At 35.8% G+C, this 19,756-nt stretch carries 20 protein-coding genes and 1 pseudogene; 6 read left to right on the forward strand and 15 right to left on the reverse strand.

The window, feature by feature from the left end; all coding sequences use genetic code 11:
• Positions 1-51: 51 nt before the first annotated feature.
• Positions 52-1,220 (reverse strand): annotated as a pseudogene (locus tag IGL98_RS09385) (nucleotide sugar dehydrogenase).
• A gap of 145 nt (positions 1,221-1,365) precedes the next feature.
• Positions 1,366-1,524, reverse strand: coding sequence for a hypothetical protein (locus IGL98_RS09390; protein WP_206842530.1), 159 nt, complete (start codon positions 1,522-1,524; stop codon positions 1,366-1,368).
• A 92-nt stretch (positions 1,525-1,616) separates the two neighbouring features.
• Here IGL98_RS09390 and IGL98_RS09395 point away from each other — a divergent pair, with 92 nt between their 5' ends.
• Together IGL98_RS09395 and IGL98_RS09400 are read left to right on the forward strand one after the other, a co-directional pair.
• Positions 1,617-2,276: a hypothetical protein gene (locus IGL98_RS09395; RefSeq protein WP_340689534.1), complete on the forward strand. Its 660-nt coding sequence runs from the start codon at positions 1,617-1,619 to the stop codon at positions 2,274-2,276.
• Positions 2,277-2,297: 21 nt separating this feature from the next.
• A complete protein-coding gene (locus tag IGL98_RS09400; RefSeq protein ID WP_206842533.1) occupies positions 2,298-2,546 on the forward strand; it encodes a hypothetical protein in 249 nt (82 codons plus the stop codon).
• Between the two features lie 83 nt (positions 2,547-2,629).
• Here the strand turns inward: IGL98_RS09400 and IGL98_RS09405 are convergent, their stop codons facing one another.
• Positions 2,630-3,247 carry a lysozyme family protein gene (locus IGL98_RS09405; RefSeq protein WP_206842534.1) on the reverse strand — a complete coding sequence of 206 codons (618 nt, stop codon included), beginning with the start codon at positions 3,245-3,247 and terminating at the stop codon, positions 2,630-2,632.
• 174 nt (positions 3,248-3,421) lie between these two features.
• Between IGL98_RS09405 and IGL98_RS09410 the strand changes: the two genes are divergently transcribed.
• Together IGL98_RS09410 and mprF are read left to right on the forward strand one after the other, a co-directional pair.
• A complete protein-coding gene (locus tag IGL98_RS09410) occupies positions 3,422-4,141 on the forward strand; it encodes an alpha/beta fold hydrolase (RefSeq protein ID WP_206912550.1) in 720 nt (239 codons plus the stop codon).
• A gap of 11 nt (positions 4,142-4,152) precedes the next feature.
• A complete protein-coding gene (gene mprF, locus IGL98_RS09415; RefSeq protein WP_206912548.1) occupies positions 4,153-6,741 on the forward strand; it encodes a bifunctional lysylphosphatidylglycerol flippase/synthetase MprF in 2,589 nt (862 codons plus the stop codon).
• Positions 6,742-6,780: 39 nt separating this feature from the next.
• Here the strand turns inward: mprF and IGL98_RS09420 are convergent, their stop codons facing one another.
• The 12 genes from IGL98_RS09420 to IGL98_RS09475 form a co-directional block, all read right to left on the reverse strand.
• Positions 6,781-7,653, reverse strand: coding sequence for a PhzF family phenazine biosynthesis protein (locus IGL98_RS09420; RefSeq protein WP_206842537.1), 873 nt, complete (start codon positions 7,651-7,653; stop codon positions 6,781-6,783).
• Positions 7,654-7,731: 78 nt separating this feature from the next.
• Entirely contained in the window at positions 7,732-8,691 is a 960-nt protein-coding gene (locus IGL98_RS09425) for an IS30 family transposase (RefSeq protein ID WP_206912045.1), read from the reverse strand.
• 141 nt (positions 8,692-8,832) lie between these two features.
• Positions 8,833-10,020 (reverse strand): elongation factor Tu, encoded by a 1,188-nt coding sequence (gene tuf, locus IGL98_RS09430; RefSeq protein ID WP_206842538.1) that lies wholly within the window; start codon positions 10,018-10,020, stop codon positions 8,833-8,835.
• 208 nt (positions 10,021-10,228) lie between these two features.
• Positions 10,229-10,414 (reverse strand): hypothetical protein, encoded by a 186-nt coding sequence (locus tag IGL98_RS09435; RefSeq protein WP_206911645.1) that lies wholly within the window; start codon positions 10,412-10,414, stop codon positions 10,229-10,231.
• Complete coding sequence (locus IGL98_RS09440) at positions 10,404-10,760, reverse strand: hypothetical protein (RefSeq protein ID WP_206842539.1); 357 nt, start codon at positions 10,758-10,760, stop codon at positions 10,404-10,406. Before IGL98_RS09440 ends, IGL98_RS09435 begins: the two co-directional genes overlap by 11 nt.
• Before the next feature lie 257 nt (positions 10,761-11,017).
• Positions 11,018-13,000 (reverse strand): N-acetylglucosamine-specific PTS transporter subunit IIBC, encoded by a 1,983-nt coding sequence (nagE, locus tag IGL98_RS09445; RefSeq protein WP_206842540.1) that lies wholly within the window; start codon positions 12,998-13,000, stop codon positions 11,018-11,020.
• A gap of 21 nt (positions 13,001-13,021) precedes the next feature.
• Positions 13,022-13,855 carry a PRD domain-containing protein gene (locus IGL98_RS09450; protein ID WP_206842542.1) on the reverse strand — a complete coding sequence of 278 codons (834 nt, stop codon included), beginning with the start codon at positions 13,853-13,855 and terminating at the stop codon, positions 13,022-13,024.
• A gap of 306 nt (positions 13,856-14,161) precedes the next feature.
• Positions 14,162-14,794: a DNA-directed RNA polymerase subunit delta gene (gene rpoE / locus IGL98_RS09455; protein ID WP_206842544.1), complete on the reverse strand. Its 633-nt coding sequence runs from the start codon at positions 14,792-14,794 to the stop codon at positions 14,162-14,164.
• Positions 14,795-14,869: 75 nt separating this feature from the next.
• Positions 14,870-15,304, reverse strand: a complete 435-nt coding sequence (locus tag IGL98_RS09460) for a DUF1934 domain-containing protein (RefSeq protein WP_206842546.1) — start codon at positions 15,302-15,304, stop codon at positions 14,870-14,872.
• Positions 15,305-15,381: 77 nt separating this feature from the next.
• Entirely contained in the window at positions 15,382-16,323 is a 942-nt protein-coding gene (locus IGL98_RS09465; RefSeq protein WP_206842547.1) for a sugar-binding transcriptional regulator, read from the reverse strand.
• Between the two features lie 2 nt (positions 16,324-16,325).
• The gene (locus IGL98_RS09470) at positions 16,326-17,315 is read right to left on the reverse strand and encodes an alpha-ketoacid dehydrogenase subunit beta (RefSeq protein ID WP_206911637.1); all 990 of its coding nucleotides are present in this window, start codon (positions 17,313-17,315) and stop codon (positions 16,326-16,328) included.
• A complete protein-coding gene (locus IGL98_RS09475; protein ID WP_206842549.1) occupies positions 17,312-18,310 on the reverse strand; it encodes a thiamine pyrophosphate-dependent dehydrogenase E1 component subunit alpha in 999 nt (332 codons plus the stop codon). The genes IGL98_RS09470 and IGL98_RS09475 overlap by 4 nt, the downstream gene beginning before the upstream one ends.
• A 192-nt stretch (positions 18,311-18,502) precedes the next feature.
• Between IGL98_RS09475 and IGL98_RS09480 the strand changes: the two genes are divergently transcribed.
• On the forward strand, positions 18,503-18,853 hold the full coding sequence (locus IGL98_RS09480) for a hypothetical protein (RefSeq protein WP_206842550.1): 351 nt from the start codon (positions 18,503-18,505) through the stop codon (positions 18,851-18,853).
• Between the two features lies 1 nt (position 18,854).
• A complete protein-coding gene (locus IGL98_RS09485) occupies positions 18,855-19,703 on the forward strand; it encodes a lipoate--protein ligase family protein (RefSeq protein WP_206842551.1) in 849 nt (282 codons plus the stop codon).
• Positions 19,704-19,756: the final 53 nt, after the last annotated feature.

Here is a 19,756-nt window from a genome sequence, read left to right on the forward strand (position 1 = left end):
TAAGCTATCTCGTATAAGATTAAATTTATGTATATTTATAGAAAAAAACGGTCAATCTCTTCTATAAATATCTCGTGTGTATACCTTTCCAGAAACATCACTTAGCTTTTCTTCAAACCGATTTGCTACAATGAGTGTTGAGAGATCTTTAAATGTTGATAGTTCATTTTCGATTTGTATTCCAAAAAAAGAATCACTGTCAATGCTTGGCTCGTAAATAATGATTTTTATCCCATTTGCTTTTAGTTGTTGTATTATATCTTGGATTGAAGAACATCGAACATTATCCGAATTCATTTTCATTATTAATCTGTAGATCCCCACTACTTCTGGTTTTTTTTTAGTATTTGTTTTACAATAAACTGCTTTCGTGTTTTATTAGCTGATACTATAGCTGTTATCAAGTTATTGGGGATTTGACTATAATTGGCCGATAGTTGTTTTGTATCCTTAGGTAAGCAATAACCTCCATATCCAAACGAAGGATTATTATAGTAATTTCCAATTCTGTGATCACAAGAAATCCCCTCAATGATTTGTTGTGTATCCAACTCTTTAATTTCAGCAAATGTATCTAGCTCATTAAAATAAGCAATACGTAGAGCAAGATATGTATTAGAGAAAAGTTTGATTGCTTCGGCCTCTGTTGAACCAGTCAATAATGTTTGGACATTCTTATTTCTCGTATTTTTCAAAAACAACTCTGATATTTCTTTGCCACGTTTAGATTTTTCACCTATTACAATACGGGAAGGACTTAAGTTATCCTCTAATGCTTTTCCTTCACGCAGAAATTCTGGAGAAAATATTATATTTTGTGTAGAGAGTTTTGCTTTCAATTTTTCAGTATAACCAACTGGAATTGTTGATTTAATAATAAATACTACATTTTTATTAATTTCCAGACCTTTTATAACAGCCTCTTCAACTGAAGAGGTATTAAAATAATTTGTTTTTTCATCATAATCTGTTGGTGTTGAAATAATGCAATAATCAGCATCTATCAAAGCATCATTGAAATTAGAAGTAAACTGAATATTCACTTGTTTGTCATTTAGAAATCGTTTGATTTCCATATCATCAATTGGAGAAATTCCTAGATTCAACTGATCAACTTTTTCTGGTAATATATCATAAGCTTTTACTTTGTCGCTCTGTCCTAATAAAAACGTATTCGCTAGTCCTACATAACCTAAACCTAAAACAGTAATATTTTTCATTTTCAATCACTCCATCTATTTTATCAAATACACTATAAACAATTCCTGTATATAGCCTAAATTGCATCTAAGGAAATACTTCGAATTAGATTCTTAATTTTCGGCCGATCATAACACCCCAATAAATTATCTTAAAACTCTTATTTTAAGATAATTTATTTTTCAATTTTTCTATCCATGCTGATATTTTCGTTTTGTAACATAAAAATGCTAGCTTGTTCAAAAATATTCTAACTATTTTCCATTTGTGCCATAATAATGCAACAGTTTCTTCTTTAACAGCACCTAGACGTTCTTTTTTCATGATCACATCCTTGACCGATATGACAATTTGAGAAGTTACTAAAAAAACTCAATATCAATTTTGAAGAATTTTTTCAAATACACAATGGTGAAATTGGTCATCAAAACAATTTTTTGATCTCTTTAAGAGATTGCATCTTGACATCCAATAAGCGCGGTTTAGCTCAGCTGCTATCACAAGAAAGAATGTTGTATAATGATACTAAATTAAGTTCCGCAAAAATGAATGAATGTCTAATTCGTATTCATTATGCTAAAATGAACAATCAAAATAGCGAAGTTAGTAAATATGGTAAAATGATTTGGTCTTATATAATCAAACAAGATCATTGGTATCATTACGATGTTTTTTTATTTAATAACGCAATATTTGCCTTTACTGAGGATCAAGTTTTCTTGTTTTCAAAAAAGTTTTTATCTAAACTTCCTCATTTTAAAAAAAATATTAAAACTCATTATGAAGGAGTTTTAATGTATTTAAATCTAATTATCTTTTTTTTGGATAAAAATGAACAAAATTTATCAAAACTATTCATTGATGAAGCTTCTAATCTTGTAGGTAATTCTGAATATTTTTACGAAATGAATAAACTTAATTTTCTTAAAGGCATTTGGGAAATTAAGTTTGCTGACTATGAAAATGGGCTTTCTGTAGCCAATAGTGCAATTGACTTGTTAAATCATTTCCAACAAACTAAAAGTGCCTGTGCACATAAATTATTTTTGGAAGAAGTATTAAATAGCCGCAAATAAATAGTTGAGGAGGAATCAAGTGTGGGATTAAAAGATTTAGTAATCAACAAGGTTTTCACTTGGAGAGAAGGCAAAGACAACAAACTTTTTATTTACTACAATAAAAAACAGGTGATGATTCTTAAAGGATTTGATGCCAGTAGTTTATTGGCAGATCTTTATGAAGCATCGAAAGAAGAAGAGCAGTATTTACTTGCTCGAATTACGGGGAATTTTAAACGTGGAAATGAGCGATTGGCCAAAGAAAGTCGAAAAAAAAAATATCGATAATGTAATAAAAAAACAGCTAATGCTGATTAGAAAAAAATTCTCTAATTGGTATTAGCTGCTTTCGTCTCCTATTCAAATGAACATCATTTTAACCATTTAATAAACTGCTCGTTCATCTTAACTAAATCGGCATAAAACATATTCCCACCATTACTGTATAGAAATCCACCATTATAAACAAGTGCCTGTGGCCGATAATAACGATACATTTTTTGGTCCGTATTTCCTAGTAAAGGGGATAAAACTTCTTTTGAGTATTCTTCTGCTAGACGAATCGAATTTTTTCCGCCACGTTCTTTTACAAATTGAATATAATCTAAGCCAAAATTATATGCTTGAACAGCGGTCCAAATATCACAGCCTGCTTCATTCGCTTGAGTGATCGATTGTGCTAAGAACGCCACTCCTATATCGATGCTTTCTTTAGTCGTACCGATCATTTGCCGCTCGCCATATGCACTTTCACTACTTTGCATCAAATCTTCTGTACGGCCTTTTGATTCAGTATAAATAATTGCTAAAACTAAATTTTTGTATTCTGGAATATTGTTCTCTTTTACTGCTTGTTCTACCTCAGCTTCGTATGTCGTCACTTGCTGAACATTTTGGCGAATCTTAAACCCGAAATAGCCCAAACTAATAATCAGTAACAACAATAACAATAGTAATATTCTTTTTATGAGTTTCATCAATTTGCCCATCTTATCATCCAAACTTTTTATGAGTAGATTTCATCATACTTTATTATTCAAAAAAAATCTAAAAAAAGGCTGATTCTTTAATATTCTTTAATAAAAATTTGAAATTCTCTTTGCCCGTTTCGGTTTGAAATCTAAGCAAAAACCGATATACTATGGTAGATAGGTGGTAACGATATGGAAAAACAAAAAAAAGTGCTTTTAACACCAGACAATAGTTTGATTTATTATGAAATATCTGGTAAGGGATTCCCTTTATTTCTTCTTCATGGAAATGGCGGAAGTGGAAAATATTTTGAAAAACAAGTGCCTGAATTTAGCCACTACTTCACTGTTTTCACTGTCGATAGCCGCGGACATGCTCGTTCAACGAATACTAGTAATACACTTACTTTTGATCAGATGGCGGCAGACCTTTACTTGATCATGGAACAAGAACATATTGCCAAAGCAAATATTATCGGCTTTAGTGACGGCGCAAATTTGGCAATGGTTTTTGCTAAAAAATATCCTGAGAAACTTCATCGTTTAGTATTGAATGCTGGAAATACCGTAGTAAAAGGTGTCAGTTTGCCTATAAGAATAGTTACTGCATTACAATATGTATTTCTGAAATTTCTTAGCTTATTTAATAAAAAAGCTAAGAGACACCTACTCACTGTTCGTTTAATGATGTATGATATTGGTGTTTCTGAATCAGATTTACAAAAGCTATCCGCTAAAACCTTAGTTATCGTCGGTAAATATGATATTATCAAACGAGTTCATTCAATCTATCTGGCAAAAGAAATCCCAAATGCATCATTTATTTTAGTTCCAAATCAAGGACATTCTTTTGCGAAAAAAGACCCTGAAACATTCAATCGAGAAATTTTAACATTCTTAGAAGAAAAGTAGGTGCTATTAAAATGAAAAAAATGCTTCAATGGATCAAAGATCATCTTAGTTACTTTAAAACCATCTTTATATTTTCAGTTGTAATCATTGTTTTTCGAGAATTACTGTCTATTGGTAAAACAATTTCTTTCGAACAGCTCGCAGATATTTTTCAAGATCTTGCTATTTGGAAAATCGGTTTGATGTTTTTGATTGGACTAATTGCTGTCTTTCCAATGATTGGCTATGATGTGATTCTCAACAAAATTTTGAAACAAAAACCAAAAAAATCGTTTCTCATAGAAAGTAGTTGGATGATCAATACGATCAATAATATTGCTGGATTTGGTGGTTTAGTCAGTATTGGATTACGCTCAGAGTTCTATGGGAAAGAAAAAGATGGCAAAATGGTTGTTCGAGCGCTTTCCAAAATTCTGATTTTTCTCATGTCTGGTTTGTCTATCTATAGTCTTATCGCCTTTTTCCTAGTTATGTTTGGCAATACAAATGATTACTTACAACAGTATTGGATTTGGTTGATAGGTGGTGGCTTGTACTTCCCTGTCGTTTTAATCACAAGTTGGATCAAAAAAGATGAATATATCGGAGATATCGATAATTCAACACGTGTTGGACTTATTTTAACTTCATTCTTAGAATGGACTGGCGTTTTAGGCAGCTTTTTACTAATTGGTATGTTTATGGGCGTTAAGATGAACCCAGTGCAAGTCATCCCTCTTTTCATAGCCGCTTCGGTGATTGGGATCGTCTCTATGATTCCAGGTGAATTGGGTAGTTTTGATATCATGATGATCATCGGTTTATCTGCTATAGGGATAAATCGAGAAGTTGTAGTGGCTTGGATCTTGCTTTATCGTCTATTTTATTACATTGTACCTTTTATCATCGGTGCAATCTTCTTTATCAAAAACCTAAGCAATAGTCTAAATACACGTTATTCTGGTATTCCAAGAGAATTATCAACAGAATTGGCCCATAAATTTGTTGTTTTTCTCATGTATTTTTCTGGGATCATGATCGTTCTTTCTGCTACAATTCCAGAAGCATTTAGCCAATTTGACTGGTTAAAAAAATTAAACCCGCTTTCGTTTCATATTATCACGCAACTTCCTGCTATATTATTAGGATTTTTATTACTGATTATGGGACGAGGCATTGCTGCTAGAGTCAAACGTGCCTATTTGCCAACGATTGGTCTGATTCTGATAACCTTGGTTTATACATTTGTCAAAGATTTCAGCTGGGGAGTCATTATTTTCCTTGGCCTTCTACTGATAATTATCGTTTTCTCAAAAAGAGAACTATTCAGAGAACAATTAGTCTACTCTTGGGAAATGATCACCATCGACGGTATTATTTTTCTTGCATTAACTATTTTATATATTGTGATCGGCGTTTATAATTTACCAACTTTTCCTCACCATAAACATCATTTTATTTCGTTCTTTTTCTTTCCATCGGAGAAAATTTGGTTTTCTGGGTTGATTGGCATTTTATTGGTAACACTGTTTAGTTATTTATTTATCCGCTATCTTGAAGGCGAACGTTACAAAATGGGCACTCCATTAGACGAAGATCGTGCTCTTAACCTTTTAAATACTTATGGCGGAAATACAGATAGCCAGCTGATTTTTCTTAACGATAAAGACATGTACATCTACACAAATCAAGAAGATGAAGATACTGTATTGTTGCAATTTAAAACATTGAATAATAAGTGTATCGTCATGGGGGATCCTTCTGGAAAAAAAGAAGACTTTTCTGTCGCTATGGAGCAGTTCATTAATGAAGCAGACCGCTGGGGTTATCTTCCCGTTTTCTATGAAGCTTCTGAAGAAATCGTGATGTTTTTGCATGAATTTGGGTATGATTTTATCAAAATGGGCGAAGAAGCACATGTAGACTTGCCTAATTTCACCTTATCTGGAAAGAAAATGAAAAGTGAACGAGCGGTTATGAATCGTTTTACAAAAGAAAATTACCGATTTGAAGTGCTTCAGCCCCCTTTTTCTAAAGATTTAATGCAGGAGCTGAAACAAGTTTCTGATGAATGGTTAGGCAGTCGAAAGGAAAAAGGGTTTTCGTTAGGATTCTTTTCTGAAAGTTATTTGCAACGAGGAAAAATAGCTGTTGCAAAAAATCAAGAGGATCGAATTGTCGCTTTTGCAAATATTATTCCGACCTACACTAAAGAAGAAGGAACGATCGACTTAATGAGATACAGTAAAGAAGCCCCTTCTGGTGTCATGGATTACTTGTTTATTTCATTATTCAACTATATGAACGATGAAGGTTTTACTTACTTTAATCTTGGTATGGCCCCATTATCAAATGTTGGAACATCTAAAAAAAGTTTCATTCAAGAACGAATTGCTTATCTAGTCTACGAATTTGGTTCACGTTTCTACTCCTTCCAAGGACTACGTGATTACAAAGATAAATATGCTGCTGAATGGGTATCTAGGTACACCTTATACTCCAGAAATAGTTTTATAGCTTATGTGATGATTGCATTATTGATCATAGATAACGCCCCAATTGAAAAACAAAAGAAAATGCACGGAGTTCGTCGAATTCTTAGAAATAGATATCAACGATAAGCCAATAAAAGGAGAGCTTGAATCACTTCAGCTCTCCTTTTATTTTGTCATTATTTCAAATTCGCCATTATAACATGCAGTTCCTGAAATATTGACCTGATTTGATCCTTTGATATCTCTTATAACATGAACGAAAACTGTTCCTTCACTTTGAACATGCTGCCCTTGAGAAACAGTGATTTTTTTATCCTCATCCAGCGTGTAAATATGATTTAACGAATAAGCACCCATTACTCCTGAAGCTGTCCCTGTGACTGAGTCTTCTGTCGTTCCAGAAAGCGGAGAAGAAAAGTGCCGTGCTATAAAAGTCCCATCTTTTTCAGATATAAGCGCAAAAGGATGTATGGATGATCTAGGTATCTCTTTTAAAATATCTGGAAAAACCTCTGGATTTGGCTTCATTTTATCTAGAACCGCCGGAGTGACCACTGGTATGAGCAATGTCCACGATCCTGTATTGCCATATTGGATTGGCAAGTTTTGATGGAGGTCTTCCATTTGGATTCCCAGACTTTGACAAAGAGCTGACTTGTCCCCTTTAAATTCGATAAACTTTGGCTCCGCTTGTTTCATGGTGATTCTTTGTGTCTTATCTTCATATGTAATTGGTAGAATACCTACATCGGTTTCAATTTCTAGTTGGCGATTTCCTTTTCCATTAAACAAAGCAAATATGGCCCCAATGGTAGCATGTCCGCAAAGTGGCGTTTCATGACCAGGTGTAAAATACCTTAATTTAACTGCTGCTGTATCGCTTTTACAAACAAAAACAGTTTCATTAAAACCTACTATCTTGGCAATTTCTTGCATTTCTTCTGAAGTATATCGATCGCCATCCAACACAACACCTGCTGGATTTCCTTGACCAAAAATTTGTGTAAAAGCATCCACTCTTAAAACAGTACAGCTCATCTTTCCTACCTTCCACTCTTTTTTTCAAATTATAGCATAGATAAATTATCGTAGAGTATATTTTCGAAATTTGATTTGTCAAATTAAGCTAGACAATTGTCTTTCATTTATGTAACTCAAAAATACTTCTAATGGTGTTCGATAATTTAAAGATTTCCTTGGTATGTGATTTCTTTTAGAGGCGACAGCCGCAACAAAAGCTTGGTCAACTTGATTAAAATCCATTGTTTTAGGCAGCCCATCTTTACGTAATAACCCATTCGAATGCTCATTTAATCCGCGTTGTGAGGGGGTTCCAGGGTCTGCAAAATAGATAGAAATATCATTGACATTACTCATGTTTTTCCAATTTGAAAATTCTTTTCCACAATCAAAGGTCACGGATTTGAACAAATTTCTGGGAATCTTTTGTAGCCAATCAGTTGTCGCTTTTTCAATATCCAATGCTTTCCGACCATTTGGTTTTAATGTAATAATCACTTTTGAAAGGCGTTCAACTAGAGTGATGATGGCACTTTTATGATAAACGCCAACAATTGTGTCCCCTTCTAAATGCCCAAATTCCTGTTGGAAATCAGGGTAGTCAGTGGATCGTTCTGAAATATTGCGTTTAAATGCTTGCTTTCCGCGACGTTCTTTATGCCCGTTGGGCTTTCGTTTCCCTTTCATTGGTAGTTTTGAGCAATCAAATTGATTTGCTTTAAACTGACGATAAAGTGTTCTAACAGAGCATGAAATAGGAAACTCAGCTCGACCAATAATCACATCAGGTGTCCACCCTTGAGCCACCATAGTTTGAAGGTAATCATGCTGTTCTGTAGGCAAACTAATGGGTTGTCGACCACAACGCGTTTTATTTTCTTTATATTGTTGGTAATAGTCACAGATAGATTTTCCTTGTTTTAGGAAGTTGTAAACATTGTAGATTGTCTGTCTAGAACGATTTAAAGTCTTAGAAACCATCGTAACAGGTTGGCTCATATTGAAATAAGCTTCTATCATCACGAGTTCATTTGATGTAAGATGAGTATAGGTCATTTGTCTTCACTCCTTATAATTCTTTGGTCGGAACTATTTTGAGTGTAGCACAAATGACTTATTTAGTTGTCTAGCTTAATTTTACTATCGGCGAAATAAAAAAGAATCTCTGATTAAGATCATCAAAGATTCTTTTTTTGGCTATTTTTCTATTTCAGTAACGATTCCAGACCCAACAGTCCGTCCACCTTCACGAATAGAGAATGTTGTTCCTTGTTCCACTGCAATTGGGTGAATCAATTCAACATCGATTGTTACATTGTCTCCCGGCATCACCATTTCAATGCCTTCGGGTAATTCTACTACTCCTGTTACATCCGTTGTTCGGAAATAAAATTGTGGGCGATAATTTGTGAAAAATGGTGTGTGTCGTCCACCTTCTTCTTTTGTTAATACATAAACTTCGGCGATAAATTTTGTATGGGGTGTGATTGAACCCGGTTTTGCGATGACTTGTCCACGTTCAATTTCATCACGAGTAATCCCTCTTAAAAGAACACCGACATTATCTCCTGCTTCACCATAGTCTAACGTTTTACGGAACATTTCAATTCCTGTTACCACAGCTTTTTGTGTATCAGGTTTAATACCGACAATCTCGATTTCATCACCAACGCTTACTTTCCCACGATCGATACGACCAGATGCAACTGTACCACGTCCAGTGATTGAAAAAACATCTTCGACTGGTAATAACAATGGTTTATCTGTATCCCTTTCCGGTGTAGGGATATACTCATCCACCGTATCCATTAATTCCAAGATTGCAGCTTCAGCGGCAGGATCACCTTGTAATGCTTTTAAAGCAGAACCTTTAATGATTGGAGTAGTGTCTCCTGGGAAATTATATTCATTTAACAATTCACGAACTTCCATTTCAACAAGATCGATCAATTCTTCATCATCCACTAAGTCTATTTTATTAAGAAAAACAATCAAATATTTAACGCCTACTTGACGAGACAATAAGATGTGTTCTCTCGTTTGCGGCATAGGTCCGTCTGTTGCTGATACTACTAAGATCGCGCCATCCATTTGTGCTGCACCTGTGATCATGTTTTTAACATAATCTGCGTGTCCTGGTGCATCGATATGAGCATAGTGACGTGCTTCGGTTTCATATTCTACATGTGATGTATTGATTGTAATTCCACGTTCACGTTCTTCTGGTGCTGCATCAATACTAGCATAGTCTTGCGGGTTTGCTAGGCCTTTTTTCCCTAATACTGTTGTGATCGCAGCGGTCAATGTTGTTTTTCCGTGATCGACATGTCCGATTGTGCCGATATTTACATGTGGTTTACTTCTGTCATAATGTTGTTTTGCCATTTTACAAACCTCCTATTTTGTTTAAAGGTTTAGTAGAAAGTCTAGTTTCTATTGACCATCTCTGACCTTTATAGTGTTATTATATACCTTTTATTAATAACTACAACTTTTTTGCTTACTAATTATAAGTAAAAAGAAAATGTGGAGAATAAAAAAGGAAGGACAGATTTCTCCTAGCCCTCCCGATTGTTGCCATTACTGTGCTTACTCACTTTTTGTAGAACTGATCCATCTTCTGTTCAACAGCTTCCCCGCATTCATTTGCAAATTCCGCTGATAATCGACGAAGCTCTATCGCATCGTCTAATGAAAGATCTTCTGTTTGAAACTGTTGGATAAGTCCCAATAATCGTTCTGTATTTTCGTTCATACCATTACCACCTTTATTCTCCATCAATCACTTGCTCATATACCTTTTCATCATAAACCGTTAGGATGAACTGCTCTTTATAAGACTTCGTTGCTTCCTTTATTGACTCTATCAAATGAGATTCACAATCAATATAAAGAATGACTGCTTCAAATCGATCCTTTGTCTCTTTTAAAAAACGTGTTAAATCATCAAGTGTATTGTGTTTTGTCATTGTTTCATAAGTAGGCATTTGTTTTGCTCGAATAAAATTATGTGGAATTTCTCCATGATACCCAACAATTGCAACTTTCTTCCCTGTGTGATCTTTTTTTACTAATTCCCAAACTTTTTCAATTTTTCTTGGATTGTTCCCTTTAATAATAATCATTTAATTCTGCTCCTTCATCTTCATCATATTTACCAAATATGACACAAAGAAACCGTATGATCATCAACTGGCACTTCTTTGTGTCCAGCGTTATTCATGCAAGATAATCTCCTCCTAAATTTAAAAGCTGAAAGAGCTTGTTCGGCTTTTCCCCCGAATAGTTAGCCCCAAAAGCTAGATAACATAAAACAATAACAATCTAACCATATCATAGAAAAAAACTATCCGAGAACTTTTCTCGGATAGTTTTTACTTATTTATTTTACAGTTACTTTACCAATTGAATCATTAGCAGAAACTGTTTGGTTTGCTTTTGTTAAATCATAGTTTTCAACAATATCTTGATTTGTAAAGACCACAATCAAATCAGATTTTTTACCAGCAGTTTCTAACGCCGCTAGATCGATTGTTGCAACTTTATCACCTTGTTTCAAGACTTGACCCTCTTCAACGTGTAAAGTAAATGGAGCACCTTTTAGCTCAACTGTGTCTAATCCCATGTGCAACAATACTTCAATACCAGAATCTGTCTGGATTCCTAACGCATGTTTTGTTGGGAAGATACTTGTGATTTTACCTGCAACAGGAGTTGATACTTCACCGTCAGTTGGGATAACAGCAAAACCGTCACCCATCATTTTAGCTGAGAAGACATCATCTTGTACTTCTGAAATTGGAATAACTTTTCCGTTTGCAACAGCATAGATTTCAGTGCCTTTTGTAGTTGCTTTTGGTGCTTCTGGTTTTACTTCAGGCTTTTTTACAGTTTCACCTGAAACTGGTGCTGCACCATTACGGATTTTAGTCATTTCATCGGCTACAAATTGAACTTCTGTTCCAACAATAACTTGAATGTTCGTGTCATCGATCACTTTCACACCTGGTACGCCAGTTGCTTTGATTTTTGCTTGATCGACTTTGCTTGTATCGTCAACTGTTAAACGTAAACGAGTTGTACAGTTATCGATTGAAGTAACGTTAGCATCTCCACCAAGACCTTGATAGATTTTGCTTGCTAAAACTGCAAATCTGTTATCACCAGTCGTATCGATATCTGGTGTTTCTTCGCCTTCGCCTTCTTCACGACCAGGAGTCATCAAATTGAATTTTTTGATTGCGAAATCAAATACGAAGAAGTAAAGAACTGCCATAACTAATCCTTGAACAATCAACATATACGGTTGGTTGGCAATTGGATTACGTAAGCTTAAAACAAAATCGACTAAACCAGCACTGAAAGCGAAACCTGCCGTCCAGTGGAAGAATGCAGAAATAAATAATGAAATTCCTGTCAAAATAGCATGTAAAACGTATAAAGGCCATGCAACAAACATAAATGAGAATTCTAATGGTTCAGTGATACCTGTAAAGAATGATGCGAAAGCTGCTGCAATCATCAATGAAGCAGTTGCTTTTTTCTTTTCAGGACGAGCATTACGATAAATTGCATAAGCACCAGCTGGTAAACCAAACATCATCATTGGGAAGAAGCCAGCTTGATACATACCAGTGATCCCTTTTTCACCAGTACCAGATAAGAAATTACCAATATCATTGATACCAGCTACGTCAAACCAGAATACTGAGTTTAACGCGTGGTGTAATCCTGTTGGAATCAACAAACGGTTGAAGAATCCGTAAAGCCCAGCACCAACAGCACCTAATTTTGAAATAGACTCACCAAAAGTAACTAATCCAGAGAATACAACTGGCCATACGAAGAATAATACACCAGAAGCCACTAACATTGCTAAAGCAGTCATAATCGGAACTAGACGCTTACCACTAAAGAAGGATAACGCCATTGGTAATTTCACCTGACTAAATCGATTGTACATTGAAGCCGCAATCAATCCAGATAAAATCCCGATAAATGCATTACCGATTTTAGCAAAAGAAGGATCCACTTGATCTACAGGAATACCTTTCATTGCACCTACTGTTGCAGTTGAAAGCAACGTTGTTACTACCAAGAAGGCAACTAAACCACTAAGAGCAGCTGCACCATCTTTATCTTTAGACATACCTAGTGCTAAACCTACTGCAAATAAAACTGGCAAGTTATCAATAATCGCGCCACCTGCTTTAACTAAAAAGACAGATAGAAAATTTGGATCCCCTAAACCAGTCATTACGTTAGGATCAATCCAATACCCAATACCCATTAAAATTGCTGCAGCTGGTAATACCGCTACAGGAAGCATCAACGAGCGTCCCATTCTTTGCATATATGCTTTCATTTTTGTATCTCCCCTTGTCTTTTATTTGATCATCTTTAGCCGTTCGATGTGAATAGCCAGATAACCTAATTCTTCATTTGGTACTTGGTAGTGAAAATTTCTCATTAACAAAACTTGAACTTTTTTTGATATTTCGTAACTTTCTGCGTATTTTTTACGCACAACATCCAAAATTTCATCGTCCAAAACTGCATACTGACTTTGCTGAAAACGGTGAATAAACAAGCGTAGATGATTGACTAGTCTTGAATAGCTCAAGCTCATCTTTTCATCATGGATATTGATTCCTAATTCTTGCTCGATCAAATGAATAATTTCTGAAACAATAGTGACTTCACGAATACTTTTACTATTATCCGTTCGTCCACTGCGAGCACTGTGAATATGGATTGCAATGTAACCTGCTTCATCATAACTAAATGGGATGCCTAACGTTTGCGTCAAATAATCCACTGCCCATTGCGCAATTGAAAACTCTTCAGTATAAAGAATTTCGATTTCATTCAAAAGCTTATTTCGCACAATGATATTATTTTGAATATTCTCTGCAGCAAATGCAATGTGATCACTCAAACCAATATTGATATGTTCATTCAATTTTTCACCCAAGATCGTTTCTGCATGGGTAATGATTTCTTCCGTGACAAAAAAATACTTTTCATCGATTTGTGATAATAAAACTTGGAGCTTTTTCAAGCCTTCCGGTTCCATAACAAACATTCGTTCCACTTGTTGCGGGAATAACAAATCGTTTTTCTTTTTGTTAAAGCCCACACCTTTACCAACTGCCACTTTTTCCTGCCCGGCATCAATAACAAGCACAGCATTTTGATTAAGCACCTTTTTAATTTTCATAAACATTCCTCTTCTGCAGAAGTAGATTGTCCGTTTTCCTGCTATAAGACAACAAAAAAAGCATAGAACAATCCCGTCAAAATATGAGTATATCATATTTTAATGAAATTCTTCCATGCCTAGTATTATCTAGTCACATGAAAACGCTATTCGTTTTTGTTAACAGTGACAGTTTACAAAGATATAGACCATTTGTCAATCATTTTGATTGATTTTTTTCTTATTAAACTAAAAAGCTGATTGCTTTCGTTTTAACAAATAAAAATAGGCGTGTTCTCGCATTGAGAACACGCCTATTTTTAAACTTTACGCTTCCTCTTCAGGATCCGCATATTCATCTTCATCATCAAAGTCATCATCCACATCATCTTCATCGATGATCGTAAGATCTTCTTCAATTCCTGGTAATACTTCTTCTTCATCATCAGAATCTGCTCCGATTTCTTGAAGATCTGAGTTATACGCTTTGATCTCTTCATCTTCTTCGTCGTCATCATCATCATAAAGAATATCGTCGTCATCTTCATCCGTTAATTCAGCATCTTCCGGATCGTCATCGTTGTAGTCGATCACATCTTCATCATTTGCATCAATAATGAAGGCATTGACTTTCTTACGTTTTCTACGGCGTGGTTTGTCTTCTTCATCTTCTTCTAAGCCATGTGTTACTTCTTCGTCGATAGAATCGATTGGATACCATGAGCGCAAGCCCCAACGGTTATCTCCAAGAGAGATAAAACTGCCATCAATATTTAAGTCAGTATAAAATTGTGCTAAAGAGTCACGAATTTCGCTGTCAGATTTTCCAAGATAATTTTGAATTTGGTTTACTAAATCAGAGAAGTCCATCACATCTTCACGTTGTTCTAAAATTGCGTGCGCAACTTCGATCATGGATAATTCATCTTTGTTCAACCCGTCAAATACATTAATTTCCAAACGGTACACGTCCTTTCACAGTCTACTCCTTATCATACAAAAACATGGAGAAAAAATCAATTGATTATTGCATAATTACGCAGTAAATTCTAGTTCTAAATGGTATTCCCCGATTTTTTCTGTTTGAGAGAACAAATCGTAATCAATCAAAATGCTTCCAGCAACCGGCTGATCCTTAAGACTGAAGCGTAAATTACGCGTAAATGTCGTGATTTGGAATAAGCCATAAGGCGTTCTATAACTCGTATCTAAACGCTCCTGATAAGCAAACTTCAGACGCATTCTAAGTCCGCCTGCACGAATCAATTGAATTTTCCCATCTGGTTCAACTTTGATTGTTACAGGAACAGGTTCCCCTTCTTCTTGCTCTTCTTTATAGCGAATATATAAAGTATCGCCAATTTTCACTATTTGTCCTTCCAAATCGAAATAAAAATTTTTTTTCTCACCAGCTTGATCTACTACTGTTTTCAATTGAATAGATACAGGTGTTCCTTGTGATAAATCCATTAAAAGCACTCTCCTTAATTTAAAAACGTAGTGGGCTCACCTAGCCTATAAAACTATACGTTACAGGTTTTCCCACTTTAAACCAAAGCTTCCGCAATCAGTTGATCAACAACTAAAATAGTGCAGCATTTACCAAGTAATAACGGTTTGATACTTTCGACTTTTTCCTCACCGCAGCCAATAACCATTACTTCGGGTATTCTCACTAAATCTTCCACTTTAATCCCTAACATTCGCTTACTTATTTCATTGTTCACTGTTTGACCATTTTTGTCAAATAAGGACGCTACCGCATCTCCTTTGACTCCAGTTTCTTTGATGATTCGCAGTTCATTTGTTTCGATATAACCAAGGCGTTTCCATGTAGAACTTTCATTCGGATTCCCTACGCCAATAATTGCAAAATCAACGTTTTTTGCTTGTTCCATCGCTTTCCCGACTAATTGTGACTTGTTTAAGACATCGGCTAACTCGATACTCTCTGCTAATGCAGGCGCGTAAAAATATTGGCAACGGCTATTTAGTTTCTCTGCTAATCGAAATACTAAATGATTGGTATCAAAATAAAGATGTTCACTGGAAACACCACCAACCAAAGGACAAACATTGATCGTTGGAAAAGACTGATAGGGCATCTCGTCAATCATATCAGCTAACGTGGTTCCCCATGACAATCCAACGTTCATTCCAGACTTTAAACGCTCTTTAAAATAAAACGAAGCTGCTCGGCTCACTTCTTTTTTTACAGTTTCAAGTTGTTTCTGCTCGTTAGTTGGTATTACGATCACGTCATCAAGCTGATACTTTTTTTCTAAACGTAACCCCAGTTCGACTGCATACGCCGATTCGTCTTTGATCGAGATTGAAATAACTCCTGACTCTTTGGCCTGTTGTAAAATTTTTGAAATGACCGGTCTAGAAACGCCCATTTTTTTTGCAATTACAGCTTGAGTCATCCCTTGCTCATAGTACATTGTAACGATTTTCAGCATTTTTCTGCGGTCTTCACTTATCTTCATAGTTAAACCTCGATTTCTGACATGATTTGTTTCACTGCTTTAACCAATGAAGTTACTTGAGGTGTCGCATGTGCTTCTAATATTTTTTGTGCGGGCATCGGAACAAACTCTCCACCTAAACGAACAATCGGTGCCTGTAGCTTTGTCGCAACTTTAGACTCCGCGATGATCGATGTGATTTCTGCACTGAATCCACTATTTTTTACTGCTTCTGTCGCAACAATCACTCGTTTTGTTTTTTCAACAGAAGTCAAAATAGTTCTTTGATCGAGTGGAACCAATGTTCTAGGATCAATAACCTCAACAGAAATATTCTTTTCTTTAAGAATGTCTGCCGCTTCCAAGGCTTTATTGACCATAATTCCTGTGGCGATAATCGTAACATCTGTCCCGTTTCGTTTGATATCAGCAATACCGACAGGGAGTACATAAGGCTCATCAGGCACATTTCCCGTAGTCTTATAGAGTAGTTTATGCTCATAAAACATCACCGGATTATTATCTTTGATTGCTGCATGGAGTAACCCTTTGGCGTCATACGCATTGCTTGGCTGAATTACTTTTAGTCCGGGGATATGAGCCATCCAATTTTCCAAACTCTGTGAATGCTGAGCAGCCGCTCCTGTACCTGAGCCAGACGCGGTTCTCATTACTAAAGGAACCTTAGCTTTGCCACTGTACATATAGTGGATTTTCGCCGCTTGATTGACTAACTGATCCATTGCGACAGTAATAAAGTCGGAAAACTGTAATTCCATCACCGGGCGCATCCCTGTCATGGCTGCCCCCACTGCAACACCTGCTATTGCACTTTCTGAAATAGGTGTATCACGGACACGCTGTTTCCCATACTTTTCCTGAAGTCCTTGAGTAGCACCAAAACCACCGCCATAAATGCCAATATCTTCTCCTAAAAGAAAAACACGTTCATCTTGAGCTAAAGCTTCATCCAAAGCCTCATTGATTGCTTGTAAATAAGTGATCGTTCTCATACTTCATCCTCCGCATAGACATGAGTCCATAAATCTTCAATCATTGGCTCACAATCCAGTTTCACAGAAGTAACTAAATCATCCATCTCTTTTCGAATTGCCATTTCCAACTGTCGAATTTCCTCTTCTTTTATCCTCTTATTTTGAATTAATTCTTTTTCTAGACGTAATATCGGATCATTATTTACTTGCCACTCACGACACTCTTCTTCCGAACGATACATTAGCTTATCCGATTTTGAATGACCTTTGTGACGATACGTTAACGCCTCAATCAAAGTCGGCCCCCCCCCACTTCTAGCCTTGGAAACAGCTTTGGAAACAGTTTCTGACACTGCTGCTAGATCATTGCCATCAATCGTTATGCCTTCAATACCATAACTTTCACTCCGATCAGAAAGCTTCTTGATATTGACCATCTGCTCAATAGAACTGCTCATTCCGTACTGGTTATTTTCAATGAAATAAATAACTGGCAATTGCCAAATAGAAGCCAGATTCAGCGCTTCATGAAAACTCCCTTCGTTCGTAGCCCCATCTCCAGCGTAACATAACACAACTTGGTAGCTCCCTTGCATTTGCGCGCTCAAAGCAGCACCAGCTGCAATTGGAAAACCAGCACCGACAATACCATTTGACCCTAAATTACCAACGTCTAAATCTGCAATATGCATACTCCCGCCTTTACCTTCATTAGTCCCCGTTTTCTTTCCTAAAATCTCAGCAAACATACTTCTAATATCCGTTCCTTTTGCAATACAGTGCCCATGGTTTCTATGAGTGGAAACGATCCAGTCCCTTTGGTCTAAAATGCCTGCTCCGCCGACCGCTGTGGCTTCTTGCCCAATACAAAGATGCATCGTACCATACAATTCTCCAGCATCAAAAAGCTCTTGAATCATTTCTTCAAAAATACGAATTTCCCACATTTTTTTAAGAGATTCTAGTTGATCAATCGCTTTAAAAGGCCGATTTTTGATTGCTTTTTGGTTCATTTCCCCACTCCTTTACATTTGTTCTCAGACGAATCATATGTAAATATTCTATAGTTTTCTTTAACCGATAGCAAGATTTTCTCTTCTTTTTTTTGATTTCCTTAAAAATTATCGATTTCCTTGTTATTTCTATACAGATAAGCATGATTTTTCACTAAAATCGTTTATAATAGAAGGCGGAGGTGGAAATAAATGTTATTTCACGATGAAGAAGCGATGTTATTTTGTATGCATTGCCAAAAAGAAACACTCCATGGCATTCAATATATGAACGAAATCATTTCCAGCATAGAATGCACAGAGTGCCATAATCAAATGAGCATCGATATTGATGCAATGAATCAGTTTTATCATTATCTTTATGAACGTTTAGTTTCTAAGCCTGGTCGCCTAACTGAGGAAGCCAGACAAGATTTCAGTAAATTTTTAGCCACTATGCCAATGAGGATTATCAGTAAACCTATGCGTTTTACGAATGAATATAACCAAATGAATAAAGAAGTGAAGGACTACGTTTCCCGCGTAAAACAGGATGAAGACTAAGATGACTAATTTAAATCAATTATTTACAACCGAAACAATCTTTTTGTATAATCAACATTGTTTAACCAAAAAAGACTACTTTCTTCCTTTTGCTTTAACGGATACTTTGACTACTTTCTCTGGAATCAATAAGCAACCGATCATTCATTTCTGGCAGCTTGACCAAGCAATGATTCTCGGTATGAAAGATACACGGGTAACAGATTTAAAAAAAGGACTAGCTTCTTTACAACATGATGGCTACAATATTGTGATACGTAACGCTGGAGGACTTGGCGTGATTGCTGATGCCGGTGTTTTAAATGTTTCCTTGATTTTGCCAAATCCGGGCAATAAAAAAATAAGTATTGATGAAGCCTATACTCATATGTGGAATTGGATCAAATACGCATTTGAGGATACTATGCACGTCATCGAGGCTTTCGAGATTAAAGAATCTTATTGTCCAGGTACATTCGATTTAAGTATCAATGGTAGAAAGTTTGCTGGAATTGCACAACGCCGTGTCAAAGATGGCACAGCTATCATGATTTATTTGAGCGTCAATGGAGATCAACAAAATCGTGGCGAAAGTGTTCGCCGTTTTTATGAAGCTAGTTTACAAGAAAATTTCGGCAAAAATGGTTACCCACCTGTTGATCCAGCTGTTATGGCAAATTTAGAAGATCTGCTTCAAATAAAATTAACGGTCGATGAAGTGAAAAAAAGATTAATTAGCGTATTATTAGATAACACCCCCATTACCATCGATCGTCAAATAGTACCCAAATTATTGACTTCAGAGTGGTTTACAACTGAAGTGGATAAGCAAATAAAAAAAATGCAGCAACGAAATCAATTGTTGGATTAATTTTGTTTTAATCTCATAATGCAGTGAAGAGTCTTGCTGAGAGAACATCAAAG

This window comes from Enterococcus sp. DIV0840 (genome assembly GCF_050527835.1).
Lineage (GTDB): Bacteria > Bacillota > Bacilli > Lactobacillales > Enterococcaceae > Enterococcus_L > Enterococcus_L ureasiticus.